The organism is Spirosoma panaciterrae DSM 21099 (genome assembly GCF_000374025.1).
GTDB lineage: Bacteria > Bacteroidota > Bacteroidia > Cytophagales > Spirosomataceae > Spirosoma > Spirosoma panaciterrae.
Genome location: NZ_KB893243.1, coordinates 94,957 through 110,675, shown reverse-complemented (window position 1 = coordinate 110,675; position 15,719 = coordinate 94,957). Strand labels below are relative to the sequence as shown.

14 protein-coding genes are annotated in these 15,719 nt (G+C 48.5%); 9 read left to right on the top strand and 5 right to left on the bottom strand.

Translation table 11 applies throughout. The features are described 5' to 3' along the window. The first annotated feature begins 43 nt into the window (after positions 1–43). From rimK to B153_RS0132700, 3 genes are all read left to right on the top strand, one after another. Complete coding sequence (gene rimK, locus B153_RS0132710) at positions 44–952, top strand: 30S ribosomal protein S6--L-glutamate ligase (RefSeq protein WP_020600977.1); 909 nt, start codon at positions 44–46, stop codon at positions 950–952. A 90-nt stretch (positions 953–1,042) separates the two neighbouring features. Then, a complete protein-coding gene (locus B153_RS0132705) occupies positions 1,043–1,597 on the top strand; it encodes a hypothetical protein (protein ID WP_020600976.1) in 555 nt (184 codons plus the stop codon). A 71-nt stretch (positions 1,598–1,668) separates the two neighbouring features. After that, positions 1,669–2,580, top strand: coding sequence for a TIGR01777 family oxidoreductase (locus B153_RS0132700; RefSeq protein WP_020600975.1), 912 nt, complete (start codon positions 1,669–1,671; stop codon positions 2,578–2,580). A gap of 81 nt (positions 2,581–2,661) precedes the next feature. Here the strand turns inward: B153_RS0132700 and B153_RS0132695 are convergent, their stop codons facing one another. After that, entirely contained in the window at positions 2,662–4,101 is a 1,440-nt protein-coding gene (locus B153_RS0132695; protein WP_020600974.1) for a mandelate racemase/muconate lactonizing enzyme family protein, read from the bottom strand. Between the two features lie 140 nt (positions 4,102–4,241). Between B153_RS0132695 and B153_RS0132690 the strand changes: the two genes are divergently transcribed. Both B153_RS0132690 and B153_RS0132685 read left to right on the top strand, forming a co-directional pair. Beyond that, the gene (locus tag B153_RS0132690; protein WP_026262631.1) at positions 4,242–5,180 is read left to right on the top strand and encodes an RraA family protein; all 939 of its coding nucleotides are present in this window, start codon (positions 4,242–4,244) and stop codon (positions 5,178–5,180) included. Positions 5,181–5,291: 111 nt separating this feature from the next. Then, positions 5,292–6,224, top strand: coding sequence for an RraA family protein (locus B153_RS0132685; RefSeq protein ID WP_020600972.1), 933 nt, complete (start codon positions 5,292–5,294; stop codon positions 6,222–6,224). Positions 6,225–6,301: 77 nt separating this feature from the next. Here the strand turns inward: B153_RS0132685 and B153_RS0132680 are convergent, their stop codons facing one another. The 3 genes from B153_RS0132680 to B153_RS0132670 all read right to left on the bottom strand — a co-directional run bounded on the left by B153_RS0132680 (position 6,302) and on the right by B153_RS0132670 (position 9,854). Then, positions 6,302–8,422, bottom strand: a complete 2,121-nt coding sequence (locus B153_RS0132680) for a peptidylprolyl isomerase (protein WP_020600971.1) — start codon at positions 8,420–8,422, stop codon at positions 6,302–6,304. A gap of 174 nt (positions 8,423–8,596) precedes the next feature. Then, entirely contained in the window at positions 8,597–9,142 is a 546-nt protein-coding gene (locus B153_RS0132675) for a sll1863 family stress response protein (protein WP_020600970.1), read from the bottom strand. A 127-nt stretch (positions 9,143–9,269) separates the two neighbouring features. Next, positions 9,270–9,854: a thioredoxin family protein gene (locus B153_RS0132670; RefSeq protein WP_020600969.1), complete on the bottom strand. Its 585-nt coding sequence runs from the start codon at positions 9,852–9,854 to the stop codon at positions 9,270–9,272. A 180-nt stretch (positions 9,855–10,034) separates the two neighbouring features. On the opposite strand from B153_RS0132670, the gene B153_RS38655 reads away from it, so the two are divergent. The 3 genes from B153_RS38655 to B153_RS0132655 all read left to right on the top strand — a co-directional run bounded on the left by B153_RS38655 (position 10,035) and on the right by B153_RS0132655 (position 14,397). After that, positions 10,035–12,191 carry an ATP-binding protein gene (locus B153_RS38655; protein ID WP_020600968.1) on the top strand — a complete coding sequence of 719 codons (2,157 nt, stop codon included), beginning with the start codon at positions 10,035–10,037 and terminating at the stop codon, positions 12,189–12,191. Positions 12,192–12,350: 159 nt separating this feature from the next. Beyond that, on the top strand, positions 12,351–12,968 hold the full coding sequence (locus B153_RS0132660; protein WP_020600967.1) for a TetR/AcrR family transcriptional regulator: 618 nt from the start codon (positions 12,351–12,353) through the stop codon (positions 12,966–12,968). Between the two features lie 49 nt (positions 12,969–13,017). Next, positions 13,018–14,397 (top strand): TolC family protein, encoded by a 1,380-nt coding sequence (locus B153_RS0132655; RefSeq protein ID WP_026262629.1) that lies wholly within the window; start codon positions 13,018–13,020, stop codon positions 14,395–14,397. Between the two features lie 7 nt (positions 14,398–14,404). On the opposite strand, the gene B153_RS0132650 is transcribed toward B153_RS0132655, so the two are convergent. Then, positions 14,405–14,596, bottom strand: a complete 192-nt coding sequence (locus tag B153_RS0132650) for a DUF433 domain-containing protein (RefSeq protein WP_020600965.1) — start codon at positions 14,594–14,596, stop codon at positions 14,405–14,407. Positions 14,597–14,663: 67 nt separating this feature from the next. On the opposite strand from B153_RS0132650, the gene B153_RS0132645 reads away from it, so the two are divergent. Further along, a complete protein-coding gene (locus tag B153_RS0132645) occupies positions 14,664–15,713 on the top strand; it encodes an efflux RND transporter periplasmic adaptor subunit (protein ID WP_020600964.1) in 1,050 nt (349 codons plus the stop codon). Positions 15,714–15,719 lie beyond the last annotated feature (6 nt).

The following is a 15,719-nucleotide window of genomic DNA, read 5'->3' as shown; positions in this document are numbered from 1 at the left end:
GACTGACAACCATCGACGACTTACTATCGACTTTCTCACGTTTATGCGTATTGCTATATTATCGGCTAAGCCCGATTTATATTCGACTCAACGCCTTCTGGACGCCATTCACGCGCGTGGTCATGAAGGCTGTGTCATTAACCATCTGAACTGTCAGATGATGATTGAAGGGGGTCGCCCATCGGTATTGTATGAAGGCGAAGAGCTTTCTTCCTTCGATGCCATCGTACCCCGTATTGGTGCTTCTGTTACCGACTACGGGTGCGCCGTTGTCCGGCAGTTTGAAATGATGAACGTCTTCACTACGGGTAAATCACAGGCCATTATGCGGTCGCGGAATAAACTGCGCAGCTTACAGGTACTTTCTAAGGCTGGTGTAGGACTCCCCAAAACGATGTTTGCCAACCATCCTAAAAATGGCGACGTTACGCAGCTCATCAAGCTTGTTGGTGGCCCACCCGTTGTGATCAAACTGCTGGAAGGAACACAGGGCATTGGCGTTGTACTGGCCGAAAGCATCAAAACAGCAAAATCGACCATCGAAGCCTTTTACGGGCTGAAAAAGAACGTACTGGTTCAGGAGTTCATTGCCGAAGCCAAAGGGTCTGACCTGAGAGCATTCGTTGTAGGAAACCGGGTAGTGGGTGCCATTAAGCGGCAGGGGCTGGACGGTGAGTTTCGTTCCAATCTCCATCGGGGTGGTAATGCGGTGTCGATACAGCTTACAGCCGATGAGGAACAAACAGCCATATCGGCAGCCCGCGCCCTGGGTCTGAAAGTAGCGGGAGTGGATATGCTGCCTTCTGAGCGCGGCCCCCTTGTGCTGGAGGTAAATTCGTCGCCCGGCCTGGAAGGCATCGAAACGGCTACGGGCGTCGACATTGCCGCCGAAATCATTGCCTACATCGAAGAAAAAATAAAAGCCGACGAGGGCGATACGGTGGGGGTGTAATAAAAAAGAGTGAAAGAGCGAAAGAGCGAAAGAGTGGCTTACGCATACTATATTCGCCCATTCACTCTTTCGCTCTTTCACTCTTTAAATATGCCTGCTCTTGACCCCGATCTGAAAAAAGCCATTGTTCGAATGCCGGGTGCGGAAAAAGACAAATTGCTTCTGCGACTCATTACCAAAGACGCTGTACTGACCGAACGGCTTCAGTTTGAATTGGTTGAAGGCGGCAAGACCGTTGACGAACGCCGGGGCCTGATTCGGGAGTTTATTGACCGAACGGCCAAACTCCATGCCGATACGGCTGGCTGGCTCATGATGGATATGCGAACGGTCAGTGGCTACATCAGCCGTCATCTGAAGGTTACCAAAGACAAATACGGTGAGGTCGAGTTAATGTTGTACATGCTGAATACCTTTTACGAGCACAATGCTCATCTGCTTCAGAAATACAACTCCCGCACCGATAAAGCCGCTGAATACATTGCCAAACGAGCCGATCAGGTTTTAAAGAAAGTCGTTAAGCTCGATCCTGATTATTATATCGAATTTGCCGATGACATCAATAAACTCCTCAGTTGGGTACATTATACGGCCCCTGCTCATTATGCCCGACAGGTAGGATTGCCCAAAGAGTGGGAACTGTAGACAAGCAGAGGCACTTTAAACCGTATCGCTAAACATAAGGTTAGGGAGTACACTATTCCATTCACACGGGTATGCAGCAAACGGTTTTAATTACAGGCGGTACCGGCACCATCGGTAGACGACTCACTCAACTTTTACAGGCGCATGGTTTTCAGGTGTCGCTATTAAGTCATTCGGCAAAAACAATTCCCGGTCTGACGGTTTACAAATGGGATGTTGAGTCGGGCGAACTGGATTTGACGGCCATCCAAACCGCCGATTACATTATCCATCTGGCTGGCGAAGGGATTGCCGATGGGCGATGGACCGATAGCCGAAAAGAAAAAATTCTCAATAGCCGCACCCAATCGACGGATTTGCTGGCAAAGGCATTAGCTGAAAACGATCATCATGTAAAGGCATTCGTTGGTGCATCGGCCATTGGCTTCTACGGGGGCGACACAGGCGACCGACCGCTGACGGAAACCAGCGAAGGAGGCAGTGATTTTTTAGCGCAGGTTGTGCGCGCCTGGGAGCGATCTGAAATGCAGATTGCGGCACTCGGTATTCGGACGGTTCTGCTTCGAACGGGTGTTGTGCTGACAAACGAGGGGGGAGCCCTCCCTAAAATTGCTCAGCCCATTCGTTTGGGAGCTGGTGCACCGATTGGCTCAGGGCAGCAATACGTAGCCTGGATTCACCTGGACGATATGTGCCGAATGTACCTCCAAGCTCTTACGGATAGTAGCTGGCAAGGTATCTACAACGCAGTGGCCCCCAATCCGGTCACGAACGAAACCTTAACCAGAGCCATTGCCGAGGTACTGCACAGCCCTCTGCTGCTGCCCAACATTCCGGCTTTCACCATCAAACTACTCTATGGCGAAATGGGGATTGTAGTAACTGGCGGCAATTATGTACTCAACAAGCGCATTGCTGATGAAACAACGTTCACCTATCAATATACCGATCTAAAAACGGCATTAGAAAATTTATTGATGTAATACTGACAGAAGCCCTTGCTGGCTGTAGTACGCTAGTATAAACGTACTACAGCCAGCAAGGGCTTCTGTCACTGTCTCATACTAACTCCACTCCCGGTCGGCCGAATCGCGGGTGTTCCAGGAGTCAGTTGGCGCAAACCAGGTAGCGCCTTTCTTAAGGAATTTTTTCGCCACTTCTTCGTTCAGTTCAACCCCCAGACCGGGTTTTTCGGGCACTCGAACAAAGCCTTTCTCTACAATTGGCTTCATACCCGTTACCAGATCTTCCCAGCCTGCCACATCAACGCCGTGGTGTTCCAGCGCAACAAAGTTTTCGGTAGCTGCTGCACAGTGTACGTTGGCCATCATCGAAATGGGCGAACCGGCAAAGTGCATGGCCATTGGGATACCTGCTTCTTCGGCGTAGTCACCGATTTTTTTCGTTTCCAGCAAACCGCCCGACGATGCCAGATCGGGGTGAATCATATCGACAGCACGGGCGTCGATCAGTTTCTTAAAGCCTTCTTTCAGGTAGATGTCTTCGCCCGTCAGCGTTGGGGTATCGATAGCATCCGAAATTTGTTTCCATTGGTCGGTATAGAACCAGGGGACAAGGTCTTCCAGCCAGGCCAGCCGGAATGGTTCAACCGCTTTCCCGATCTGAATAGCCGTGTTTACGTCGAAATGGCCGAAGTGGTCGGCGGCCAATGGCGTATCGTAGCCAACAATTTCACGAACTTTGCCAACGTGTTCGGCCAGTCGATCCAGGCCCTTTTTGGTAACCTGAATCCGGGTGAAGGGGTGTTTCGTATTGGCGTAATTTCCCAGCTTACCGGGTTCTGCATCGCTCCACTGGCGCTTTACACTCCAGTTGTTTGCATTCACCAGCATACCCGGCTGATCGGCCAGCATCCCAATACCAAAGTCCATCTTCAGGAACGTATAACCCTGATCCCGACGCTTCTTCATATTCTGGGCAAAGCCTTCATAGCTATCCGCTTCGGGGGTATCGGCATAGAGTCGGATAAAATCACGGTACTTACCGCCCAATAGCTGATAGGCCGGAACGTTGTAGGCTTTACCGGCCAGATCCCAAAGAGCCATTTCAACGCCACAGACGCCACCGGCTGCCCGGCTTTGGCCCCCAAACTGCTTGATCTGCTTAAAAATCTGTTCGACGTTGCAGGGGTTTTTTCCTAATAGGCGGCTCTTGAGCACCAAAGCGTAATTAGCACTGGCTCCATCCCGAACCTCACCCCAGCCAACTAGCCCCTGGTTGGTATCGATCCGGATAATGGGGCTGGAAAACGGAACGCCCTGCAGCACCGCAATACGCATATCCGTAATCTTCAGCTCAGCAGGCTTCGAGTCACGGTTTACCTTCTGCGTGATAAACTCCAGTTCCTGATCGACAACGTGGGGGCCACCCAGTTTGTCGAACATCATACCAAGAGACAGGCCACCTAATCCGGCATTTCGGATGAAATCACGGCGGTCAGACGAGTTGCCGGGCGACGACAATCGGGAGAAAATGTTTTTCATGAGAAAAAGTCAGGGTGTTATAGCGATTCACTCATAAAATGAATCAATGGCAGTAATTTACTTATTACAGTGCCTTTTATGTGTAGAATAGTCTTAAACCCTTCTTTTTTCATATGAAAAAACTGGCTCTACGTAAAACAATGGTAAAGAGATCGTTACTCACCGTAAGCGCCATAGTTACCTTATGTATTTCGGCTCAGGCTCAGCGCATAGGCTCATCGGCCGAATACGTTACGGCTCTAACCGCCAACTGGAAAGGTGAACGTTTTGCCGATGGGCGTCCGAAAGTACCTGACATTGTGCTGGAACGGTTGCAGAACTGTACGCTGGAGCAAATCTGGGGGTATCTGGGCAACAAGGGGTATCGAAACCAGGTCGAAAAAAACTGGGTCATTCTCAAACCGGGCGAAACCATGACAGGCCGGGTTGTAACGGCGCAATTCATGCCTACCCGCCCCGACCTCGATAGTCTGGTCCGTGCGCAGGGCAAGGCCGAAGGGCGTTCGCAAAAAGGAGGAATCAATATCTGGCCAATCGACATTTTAACCAAAGGCGATATTTATGTGGCCGATGGCTATGGAAAAATCAAAGATGGCACCCTCATTGGCTCAAGCCTGGGAAATGCCATTTATGGCAAAACCGGAAAAGGGGTTATCTTTTACGGCTCCATACGCGATATGCAGGAACTGAAGGATACGCAGGGATTCAACGCCTGGGTAAAAGGGCATGATCCTTCTTACATCAAAGACATGACCCCTACGTCTATCAACGCGCCCATTCGCATTGGTGAAGTTACTGTACTACCGGGTGATGTAGTTTTTGCAAATGAATACGGTGTGGTTTTTATTCCGGCTCATCTGGTCGAAGGCCTGGTATCGGCCTCGGAGATGACGGCTCTACGCGACGAATTTGAGCGGTATCTTCTCCAGCAAAGCAAATACCCTTCGGGCGAAATTCATGGCGACTGGTCAGAAAAGATCAAGGGTGAGTTCAGAACCTGGGTCGGTAAATACCCTAAAAAGTTAGCCGTTACGCAAAAAGACATAGAAGCGTATTTAGCCAAAGAGGGGCATAAGTAAGCGCTATTTACTACTCATGAAACGGTCATCTCCTGTGTAAAACCTACTTTTGCGCAGGAGATGACCGTTTCAGCATTCTTCTCATTTTTTAGTATTTAACAATTCGATTTAATGAAATTCAGCCTTGTCAGCGTCTTATCGCTTCTCGTCGTATGCTGTCTCTCGAATGGCTTATTCGGGCAAACCCTTCCGAAAGAAGAGCTTCTATTTCTAACCTCTGAGTGGAAAGGAGAACGTTTTCCCGATGGTCGGCCTAAAATCTCTGATGGCCTTATTGAGCGGGCCAAACACATTGGTATCGATGATGCCTGGACCGTCCTGAAAAATGAAGGGTATGTCAACCAGTTTGAAGGCGGCTGGAAACTAATTCATAACGACGTACCCGTAGTGGGCCGCGCTGTTACGGCTATGTTTATGCCCAGCCGTCCCGATGTGGAGAAGAATATCAAAGAACGCGGTATCAGCAAACAGGGGCGCAAAGGCAATACCAATGCCTGGCCCATTGAAACGCTAACGAAAGGGGATGTGTATGTGGCTGATGCGTTTGGTAAAATTGGCGGAGGTACGCTGATGGGCGCCACACTAGGCAATGCCATTTTCAGTAAGACAGGCAATGGGGTCGTCTTTCACGGAGCTGCTCGCGACTTGCAGGAACTAGAGAACATTAAAGGGTTCAACGCGTTTGTCCGCGACTTTCACCCCTCCTTTCTGGAAGAAATGGTGCTGATGGGATTAAATACCCCGATACGTATTGGGAGTGCGATGGTACTTCCGGGCGATCTGGTTATTGCCCAACGGGAAGGAGTTTTGTTTGTACCAGCCCATATGGCCGAACAGGTCATTAGCACCTGCGAATTTGTGGTCCGTAAAGATCAGTTTGGCTTTGAAGTCGTGAAGTCGGGGAAATATACTACCGGCCAAATCGACAGCCAGTGGACCGATGAAATCAAAACCGAATTTCTGGCATGGCTTAGCAAACACCCGGAGCTAGGCACAATGAGCCGGGCCGAACTTGATAAAATGATGAGCAAGCGAACCTGGTAATCGGAGTGATCGTGAACCGCAATAAAAAAAGCCACCGCTCAAAACGGTGGCTTTTTTATGAATAGCAATGCTGGCTCTTAATAGAACTTAGCCCGACGATCATCAACTTTAGCGGCATCCTTAATGGCTTCGTTGATGTAGAAACCTACGCGCGACGAGTTGTTCTGCTGGAGCTGTGTTTTATACATGTTGTAGTCGGCAACGGCCGGAGCAGGTGTCAGCGAGGTCGTTTCCATAACCAGTACCCCGCCCTCACCAGCAAACGGTTTCGTGCGTTTGCCGGGCTTCAGCCCAAAGGCTTTACCCAGAGCAACCGGATCGACACCAGCGCTACGGAGGAAACCAGTAGCCAGATTAACGTCATCGGCCGTTTCGACCAGGGCACCCGAACCATATTTCTCGGCAATTGCGTCAAGCTCGCCAGTAGCATTCCCCAGTTTGCTGATAATCTGCTGTGCTTTCAGTTCATTCCGAACTTTAGCCGTCAGCTCATTCCGATAATCATCAACGGTTACTTTGTCTTTATCGGTCTTGTTTGTCAGTACGGCAATCACATATTGGTCACCTACTTCAAACGGCTCCGATACGTCGCCAATGTCCGTTTTGTCATTATACGCCCAACGAACAATCTGACGAACCTCCTGCCCAGATAAAGCATTAATCTGCGAAGCTCCTTCAGGAATCCGGTCGGCGGTAGCAATAACCAGCGATTTGTCTTCTTTCACCTTCGTGTCAAACTCAGCTTTGGTATGCACATCGGCAGCAAACTGATCGGCCTTCCGAAGAGCTTCATCACGTGTGGTTTGGCTTGGGGCAATGGTCTTGCCGATAGCCGCTACCCGATACAGAACATTCGATTTGGGCTCCGTTACTTTGATGATGTGATACCCAAATTCGGTTTCGACCAGCCGAGGAATCAGACCAGCCGAGGTCGCACCAAATACCGCCGACTCGAAAGGTTTCACCATCTGACCATTGTTTTTGAAATAGCCCAGATCACCACCAGCCTGTGCTGAACCATCCTGGCTGTTGGTTTGCGCCAGAGCCTCAAAGCTCGCTCCACCCTGAATTTGCTTCAGGATTCCCTCGGCCCGGCGCCGTGCATCTGCTTTCGCTGAATCGGCCAGGCCTTTGGTCTGAATCAGGATATGGCTGGCCCGAGCGGTGAAGTTGGTGTCTTTTTTAGAGCCGCCATACTTATAAATAAAGTAGGTGTTGCCTTCGCGGAACGGACCATAAATACCACCGGGTGCAAAAGTCGGGATAGAAGCCCGCAGTTGCTCTGGCATTTCGCCCGCCGTCATGTAAAGGGGCACCCGAACATCGCTGTTTTGCTGAGCAAAGGTAGAGTCATTTTGAGCAGCACCCAGGCCACGAGCCAGCGATTTGATTTCGTTGTAGAGCGTAGCACTGTCTTCTTTCGACGGCGCTACCGAGAAGGTTACGTACTGAATCGAACGGCTATTCGAACCGGGGTATTCGTCCTTATGCTTATTAAGGTACTCTTCCAGTTGCGAATCCGTCACCTTCACGGTCGTATCGTTGATCGTGTAATACGGTACAAACAGGAATTTCACATTGGCTTTGGTATTCTGAGCCTGATATTCTTTCTGCGCTTCGGCAGTGGTAGCAAATACTGACAGACGCATCAGTCCTTCGTATTTTTCCCGAAGCCGATCAGAGCTAAGATTCTTCTCGAAACTAGCCCAGGCAGCCTGCTGCTGAGGGGGCAGATTTTTCAGCCCTTTTAGGTAGCTGATGATCGAACTTTTGTCGAAAACACCCGTTTGAGGATTCGTAAATGCCTGACGTACGGCGGGGCTGATGTTGTTGCCCTGCACCATATCGACGAGTTCTTCAGATGACACTTTCAGGCCGAGTTTATCGAACTCTTTCTGGTAGGCGATTTCGAACAGGAGTTGATTCCAGGCTTGCTCACGAATCTGTGTCAGTTCCTGATCGGCTGGAGCCCGGCCTGTTTGTTGCTCGTACTGTGCCCGTAGCTCGTCTACTTTAGCATTGAAATCCTGGTAATCAATCGATTGACCAGCAATCTCACCCACTTTCTGTTGGTCTCCCCCGAACAGCAAACTCCGACCGCCGAGCAAATCACCACCCACAATAAACAGAATCAGACTCACGGCAATGATACCGACAGCTAACCCTGAACGTTCTCTGATCTTATTAATGACAGACATTTCGCTTTTAACAGACAATTTAGCCCGCAAAATAACAATTTTCCTCGCTGGAATACAAGTAGTAACTGTATATCTATCCTCAAAACTGAGGAGCGGATTCTACACCTTCCAATACACAAAAGGTGCCAACTTTTGTGTGAGTTGACACCTTTTGTATAAATTTAGTGGATTCGATTACTCTTTCTTTAGTTTTTCACCTGCTTTATCGAACGCATCGCCAATATCGCGTCCTGCCCGCTTAAAGCCTTTTTTTACATCCTGCCAGGCATCGGCCGTTGCATTTTTGGCGTTATCGATATCGGCTGAAAGCTCTTTACGCTCCTCTTCCAGCTTCGCTTTTTGCCGCTCGGTTTCTGCTTTCGCTTTATCGCTTTGCTTGTCAGCTTTCGCTTTTAATTCATCAATTTTTGCATCTAATTTTTCTTTCTGAACCTGCATTTTAGCTACAGCCTCATCCCGTTCACGCTTAAAATCAGCACTCATTTCCTCCGATTTGTCCTTTGCTTTATCGCCAGCTTCCTTCAAATCTTCTTTAGCTTCTTCAGTAGCATCCTTGGTATCAGCCGAAATAGCATCGCCTGTTTTTTCCAGTGCATCTTCCGTACGGGATTCTTTTTTACCGTCGGAACCACAAGCCTGCAACAGAGCTAAAGAGGCAACGAGGAGTAGCGTACCGGCTACCTGTCTGATTTGCGTAAAAATTAATACGGGCTTTTTCATAGTAGTTTGTGTAGTTTGATTTCACAAACCAGTTTGGCAAACGATGTGCCAGAAAGGCAGCACAAAAGAAGTAAGGTCTGAACGAATCAAGAGAAATCGCTGCCAGCTTCCTTCGTCCTCATGCCTTCTATTTCCAGTTAATGGCGCAGCCAATTGGCTTCGTAATGGGCGACTGCACAGGTTTACCCAGGAGTAGATTACTTACAGCCTCGTCGACATAACGGCGATGTACGCTGGCACTATCCTGTGGGTTATCATCAATCGTACCTACATATTCAAGAAAGAACTGGCCATCTTTCTGATGCAACACATACACCTGAGGGGTACGCGCGGCTCCAAAGGCACGGGCCACCGCTTGCGTCTCATCGATCACGTAGGCAAATCCATACCCTTTTTCCTGCACACGGATTTTCATTTTGTCGAACGAGTCTTCTTCATAAGCCGTCGGATCGTTCGGCATGATCGCCAGAACAGGATAGCCTTGCGGAGCAAATTTTCGATCTAACTCAATGATCCGGTCTTCGTAAGCTTTCGCAAATGGACAATGATTACTGGTAAATACAACGATAATGCCTTTTTGCGAACGATAATCAGCCAGTGATATGGTCCGGCCATCTACATTTTTCAGACGAAAGTCGCCTACGGCATCGCCAATATTGTATCCTTTCGGCTGCGCATACGCAGCTATTGCCACTGCCAGCGTGAGCAGCATGGAAAGCGACAGACCGATTCGTTTACCTGTTTTCAACGGATTATGGTTTTTGTACTTAGATAACAAATCGTCCCTAAAGATTAGTTTACTGCCAATTTAGGCTTACTTTTCTTTAAACTATTACCAAACCTACTATTCAGACACCCATTTGCCAGACAAACCTATAGGCGTTCTGCACCCATGAACCGACGAATACTTTGGTTGATATATACCTTCAGTTTCCTTACCCATATCGCTTTGGGGCAAGGCATCCGTATTACGCGGGGAGACGGTGACCTGAAACGATCAAAATGGCGTTTCCAGTCGGGCCATAACCCCCACTGGGCCGATTCGGCGTATGATGACGGTCGTTGGAAAGTTATAAAGGACGTAGATGCCACTAAACTTGATGAAGACCTGGGACCGGGTAACAATGCCTGGTTTCGCCAGGTAATCACGGCAAGCCCCAAAGCTGTCAATCGTAGGTTTCAGGTAGTCGTTCAGCAGTTCGGCGCTTCAGAACTTTATCTGGATGGGCGTTTGCTGGCTGTACTTAAACCACCCCTGTTCGACTCCAGCGGCTCTCAGCGACTGATTCAATTCATTCCTCTTCAGTTGCACGATACGAAGCCCCATGTGCTGGCCATACACTATCAGATTCGCCGGGACCCTGTTATTCAATCCTCTACCAGCGTCGATCCAATTCATGTTGACATTTATAACACTGACGAGGCTGGTAATACTGTGGTTGGAGAAGCGCACTGGACATCGGTACTCGACGGTTGCTTCATGGGAGTTTTCGCTATCCTGGCTCTACTCCATTTTTTATTTTATCGAGCCAACCGTAGCCAGCCCATAAACAGAACCCTGGCCTGGACCATGCTCTTTTTTGCGATGATCTTCGTCATGGCTGAGCTGGACAACTATATTGGAACACTGACCTATATTTCTATTACGGATCTGGTAAGCAATTTAAGTCTTCATGCAGGCTTTATACTATTGCTTACGGCTGTATATCAGTATATGCATCTGCCAAGAACCTGGATTTACTACTCGATACTTACCGCAGTGATCCTGGTCCAGGTATATCATCTATTTATAGGCTCCGTTCAGGAAGCATCAGCAGGTATTCCGTTCGTTCTGGTTATAATCGATTACATCCGCGTTAGTTGGAAAGGCCGAAAAAGTAAGGACATCGACGCCCGGCTACCGTGGAACTCGCTCAAAGCTGCACTACTCTGCTACTTTCTGGTCATTATCTTTTCCATCAGTGCTGGTATTTTAGATACCGTTGTTCATTTCGGAATGGAATATGTGCTGGCACTCGATATTGCCCTCAGTGCGCTGGGGTTGTTTAGCATTCCAGTCGGGCTGTCACTTTCCTTGGTACGCGATTATACCCGAACCTACAAAGCACTGGGCGATAATCTACGCGAGGTAGAGCAATTGTCGGCCCGTACACTGGCTCAGGAGCAGGAAAAACAACAGATTCTGGCTCGTCAAAATGAACTTCTGGAAGAACAGGTACAGAAACGAACCGCCGAACTCCATCAGTCACTGGACGAACTAAAGACTACGCAGGATCAACTCGTTCAACGGGAAAAGCTGGCTTCACTGGGCGAACTTACTGCGGGGATTGCGCATGAAATTCAGAACCCGCTCAATTTTGTCAACAACTTTGCCGAGGTATCGGTCGAATTGGTAGAAGAACTTAACGAAGAGCGCCAAAAACCCGCTGATCAACGCGATGAAGCACTGGAAACGGATCTACTTCATGATCTGAGTCAGAATGTTCAGAAAATCAACGATCATGGAAAACGAGCCGCCAGTATTGTCCGGGGAATGCTTCAGCACAGCCGAGCCAGTTCAGGACAAAAACAACCAACGGATATAAACAACCTGGTAGACGAATACCTCCGATTGGCTTATCATGGCATCCGAGCCAAAGAGAAATCGTTCAATGCCCAGTTACTCACTGACTTTGCGCCCAATCTGCCAACTGTACACCTGGTCCCCGAGGATATTGGCCGAGTACTGGTTAACCTGTTCAATAATGCTTTCTATGCTGTTCAGGAAAAAAGTGCTTTACTATCAGGCTTTAGCCCAACGGTTTCGGTAAAAACCTCGCAGGAAGCTGGTCAGATACTAATCCGAATACGGGATAATGGTACGGGAGTTCCGGATAGCGTTCGCCATAAAATCTTTCAGCCCTTCTTCACCACCAAGCCTACCGGGCATGGAACAGGCCTTGGTTTATCGCTCAGCTACGACATCATTTCGAAGGGGCATGGTGGAACGTTGCACATAGAGACAGAACCCGGAGAATTTACGGAATTTACCATCGCCTTACCAGCCTAATAAAAATACCTTTGCCCGATTTAGTCGAGTATAGTCTGTAACCCGTTCACTACCTGGGCCATTTTAACGACCGTTTACTCAAATTCGATTAAAAAAATCTGATCAACGCTTGTTTACTAAACACTGTTCAGTAAGTTTGCATTGTTAACAAATAAACGGATGGGAATTGTAGAGCGTAAAGAGCGGGAACGGGAAGAAATGCGGAGGCTGATTTTAGATGCCGCTCAAAAGCTATTTCTGGCAAACGGGTACGAAAAAGTAAGTATCCGAAACATTGCTGACGAAATAGAATATAGCCCGGCTACAATCTACCTATACTACAAAGACAAAAACGAACTGTTCTTTGCCTTACATCAGGCTGCTTTTACAAAATTGATTCAGGATTTTGCACCGATTGCCCAGATTGAAAACCCTTTCGATAAACTGGTTGAAATGGGCCGCCTGTACTTGCAATTTGCTGTCACAAATCCCGAGTTATATGATTTGATGTTCATTATGACGGCTCCTATCGACACGCTAGACTGCCGTAACGACGTATGGGAAGATGGTCATAATGCATTCCTGCTGTTGCAGAATGTGGTGCAGGCTTGTATCGATATGGGCTTAATCAAACATACCGATGCCGAACAGGCTAGCCTGATGATCTGGAGTACGGTACATGGTATAGTCGCCCTGTTTCTACGCCGACGGCTAAGTATGTTTGGAGAGGACCGTGTAATACCCCTTATGGAGGAAGCATTCTTTTTGTTTATCGAAACACTTAAAAAGGGTCTTTGATATTTTTTTGCCATTATACTAAACACTGTTCATTAATTGATAGGCGGTTATGAGACTGATATTTAAACACATTCGCTATCTGACACTGCTACTTCCCCTATCCATGACCGCGCAGCCTGCCTCACAAGGCATGTCGCCGATTCTGGAAAACTACATTCGCGAAGGAATGGCCAATAACTTGGGGCTTAAGCAGGAATCACTGGAAATTAGTCGCGTTACGGAGTCATTGCACCAGGCTCGCTCTCTGTTTTATCCGCGTGTTGCATTTAATCCAACCTATTCGCTGGCGGCCGGTGGGCGACGGCTGGAGTTTCCGGTGGGTGATCTGCTCAATCCGGCCTATCGTACGCTGAATCAGATTATAGGTGCCGATCGATTTCCGACCAATATTGAGAATGTCAATCAGTTATTGGCTCCCAATAATTTCCACGATACGAAGCTGAATATCAGCTACGCAATTTTCAACACCGATATTCAGTACAATTACCTTATTCAGAAACAATTACTTTCGGCCCAGGAGGCACGCAAACGGGTGGTAGAGAACGAACTTCGTTATACCATTGCTACCGCTTACTACCAATACCTGCAAACCCTCGATGCTATTCAGATTTACGAAAACTCGAACAAAGTTCTGAACGAGCTGGCGCGACTAAATGAGAAACTGATTGCCAATAATGTAGCCACGAAGGAAGTACTGACATCGGCCCGTTACGAGATCAGTAAAGTAGATCAGCAATTAGCCGTAGCGCAGAAAAATCGTGAAACAGCCAAAGCCTACTTCAACTTCCTGCTGAATCGGGAGCTAACTACAACTATTGAGGTAGATTCATCGCTAACGAAAATCCTGCCCGAATCGAAGGAGAATCTAAGTGATTTGCAGCAAACAGCCCTTCGGGGCCGACAGGAACTGGCTCAGTTGAATGGCTCGCTCGATGCCGCCCGCACGGCCGTAAAGCTCAATGAAGCCAACGCCAAAATCCCTAACGTATATATCGGAGGCAATACCGGCTTTCAGGGATATGGCTATACGTTTCAGAATCAGGCGTATGCAGTGGCCCAGGTTGGCCTGCAATGGGATTTATTTAAAGGCTACGAAAAACGCTCGAAAATTCAACAGGCCAAAATCCAGACCGATGCACTACAGAATAGACTTGCTGAAGTTCAGCAGCAAATCCAGTTGCAGGTGGTACAGGCCTATTATGACCTAAATGCGGCTACCGAAAGTCTGGTCGCTACGCAAAGTGGTGTGCTCAATGCCGATCAGACGTTCCGGGTGATTGACAGCAAATACCGCAATGGCCAATCGCTATTGATTGAGTACATACGCTATCAGAATGATCGCCAAACGGCCCAGCTACAGCACTCGCTCGCTCGTATGGATGTCCTTGTCAAACGCGCGGCACTCGACCGGGCCGTAGCCGTACAGTAGTATTGAATTAAGTTGATTCGGCCATATCTAGCACAGCCAAAGCTTGCTCAAACCTAACCGAAGGAAAATCATCGATAAACTCAGCAACCGTATGTCCACCTTTCACATAATCGAACAAGTTCTTAACCGGAACACGCGTATTGAAAAAAACAGGTGTTCCGCTCTGAATATCTGGGTGTATTGTGATGAGTTGGTTCATGGCTGAGCGCATTACACCGTAATACAAGTACAACTTAGTAAAAGTGCCCTGGCAAACAAGATAGCATATGAAATTGACTCAAATTATCCTCTCAATCTTACTCGCTGCTGCACTATGGGCGTGCGGTACTAAAGCCGAAAACAAACAGGTTGAAACGACCGACGAAACGGTAGTTCCCATCAAACTAGCGCCCGTAACTACCGTAGTTCGGGCAGAACCCGTCGTAGCATCAGGACTGGTATCTTCCGATCAGGAAGCCCGGTTGTCGTTCAAAATCGGTGGCATTATCAATCGTATGTACGTCGACGAAGGCCAGCAGGTTCGTAAAGGCCAGCTTCTGGCTACCCTCGATCTGACGGAAATCAACGCCCAGGTAAATCAGGCGCAACTAGCCACTGAAAAAGCCGAGCGTGATCTGAGCCGGGTCAAAAGCCTGTATGCCGACACAGCCGCTACGCTTGAACAACTGCAAAATGCAACGACCGGCCAGAGCGTAGCGAAACAAAATCTGACTATTGCTCAGTTCAACCAAAATTACGCTCAAATCCGATCAACGGTCGATGGGACAGTGACTCGTAAAATTGCCAATGCTGGTGAGATAGCCTCGCCTGGTGCCCCTGTTTATCTGATTTCATCGAATCGCCCCAGCGACTGGGTTGTGCGGGTGGGCGTGTCTGATAAAGATTGGGCGCGGCTTCGGCTCGGCAACAAAGCCAGCATCAAACTGGATGCCTACCCCGACCAAACGTTTACGGGTACAGTTAGTGAACTGGCTCAGGCTGCCGATCCGGTCAATAAGCTTTATGAAGTAAAAATACATATCAATGCTGGTGGCGTTAAGCTGGCTCCAGGTCTGTTCGGTAAAGTCACCCTCGTTCCTGCCCAGAGCCGTAGTTACTCCCTTGTACCCGTAGAAGCCATTGTAGAAGGCAACGGTAAAAATGGCTTCGTATATCTGCTGGCCGACGACCAAAAACACGTTCGCAAGGCCCCTGTTCAGATCGGTTTCCTGGACGGCGATAAGGTATTACTGACCAACGGATTGGCAGGTGTACAACAAGTGGTAACGGCTGGCTCAGCTTATCTGACAGAAGAGTCAAATGTGGTACTAAAATAACCCTCT

Coding starts and splice junctions, on each gene's coding strand:
- B153_RS0132670 (WP_020600969.1), bottom strand. CDS start 9,854: ATGCTGCTCACGCTGGCAGTGGCAATAGCTGCGTATGCGCAGCCGAAA.
- B153_RS0132685 (WP_020600972.1), top strand. CDS start 5,292: ATGAAATTCAGCCTTGTCAGCGTCTTATCGCTTCTCGTCGTATGCTGT.
- B153_RS0132655 (WP_026262629.1), top strand. CDS start 13,018: ATGAGACTGATATTTAAACACATTCGCTATCTGACACTGCTACTTCCC.
- B153_RS38655 (WP_020600968.1), top strand. CDS start 10,035: ATGAACCGACGAATACTTTGGTTGATATATACCTTCAGTTTCCTTACC.
- B153_RS0132690 (WP_026262631.1), top strand. CDS start 4,242: ATGGTAAAGAGATCGTTACTCACCGTAAGCGCCATAGTTACCTTATGT.
- B153_RS0132675 (WP_020600970.1), bottom strand. CDS start 9,142: ATGAAAAAGCCCGTATTAATTTTTACGCAAATCAGACAGGTAGCCGGT.
- B153_RS0132695 (WP_020600974.1), bottom strand. CDS start 4,101: ATGAAAAACATTTTCTCCCGATTGTCGTCGCCCGGCAACTCGTCTGAC.
- rimK (WP_020600977.1), top strand. CDS start 44: ATGCGTATTGCTATATTATCGGCTAAGCCCGATTTATATTCGACTCAA.
- B153_RS0132700 (WP_020600975.1), top strand. CDS start 1,669: ATGCAGCAAACGGTTTTAATTACAGGCGGTACCGGCACCATCGGTAGA.
- B153_RS0132680 (WP_020600971.1), bottom strand. CDS start 8,422: ATGTCTGTCATTAATAAGATCAGAGAACGTTCAGGGTTAGCTGTCGGT.
- B153_RS0132650 (WP_020600965.1), bottom strand. CDS start 14,596: ATGAACCAACTCATCACAATACACCCAGATATTCAGAGCGGAACACCT.
- B153_RS0132705 (WP_020600976.1), top strand. CDS start 1,043: ATGCCTGCTCTTGACCCCGATCTGAAAAAAGCCATTGTTCGAATGCCG.
- B153_RS0132660 (WP_020600967.1), top strand. CDS start 12,351: ATGGGAATTGTAGAGCGTAAAGAGCGGGAACGGGAAGAAATGCGGAGG.
- B153_RS0132645 (WP_020600964.1), top strand. CDS start 14,664: ATGAAATTGACTCAAATTATCCTCTCAATCTTACTCGCTGCTGCACTA.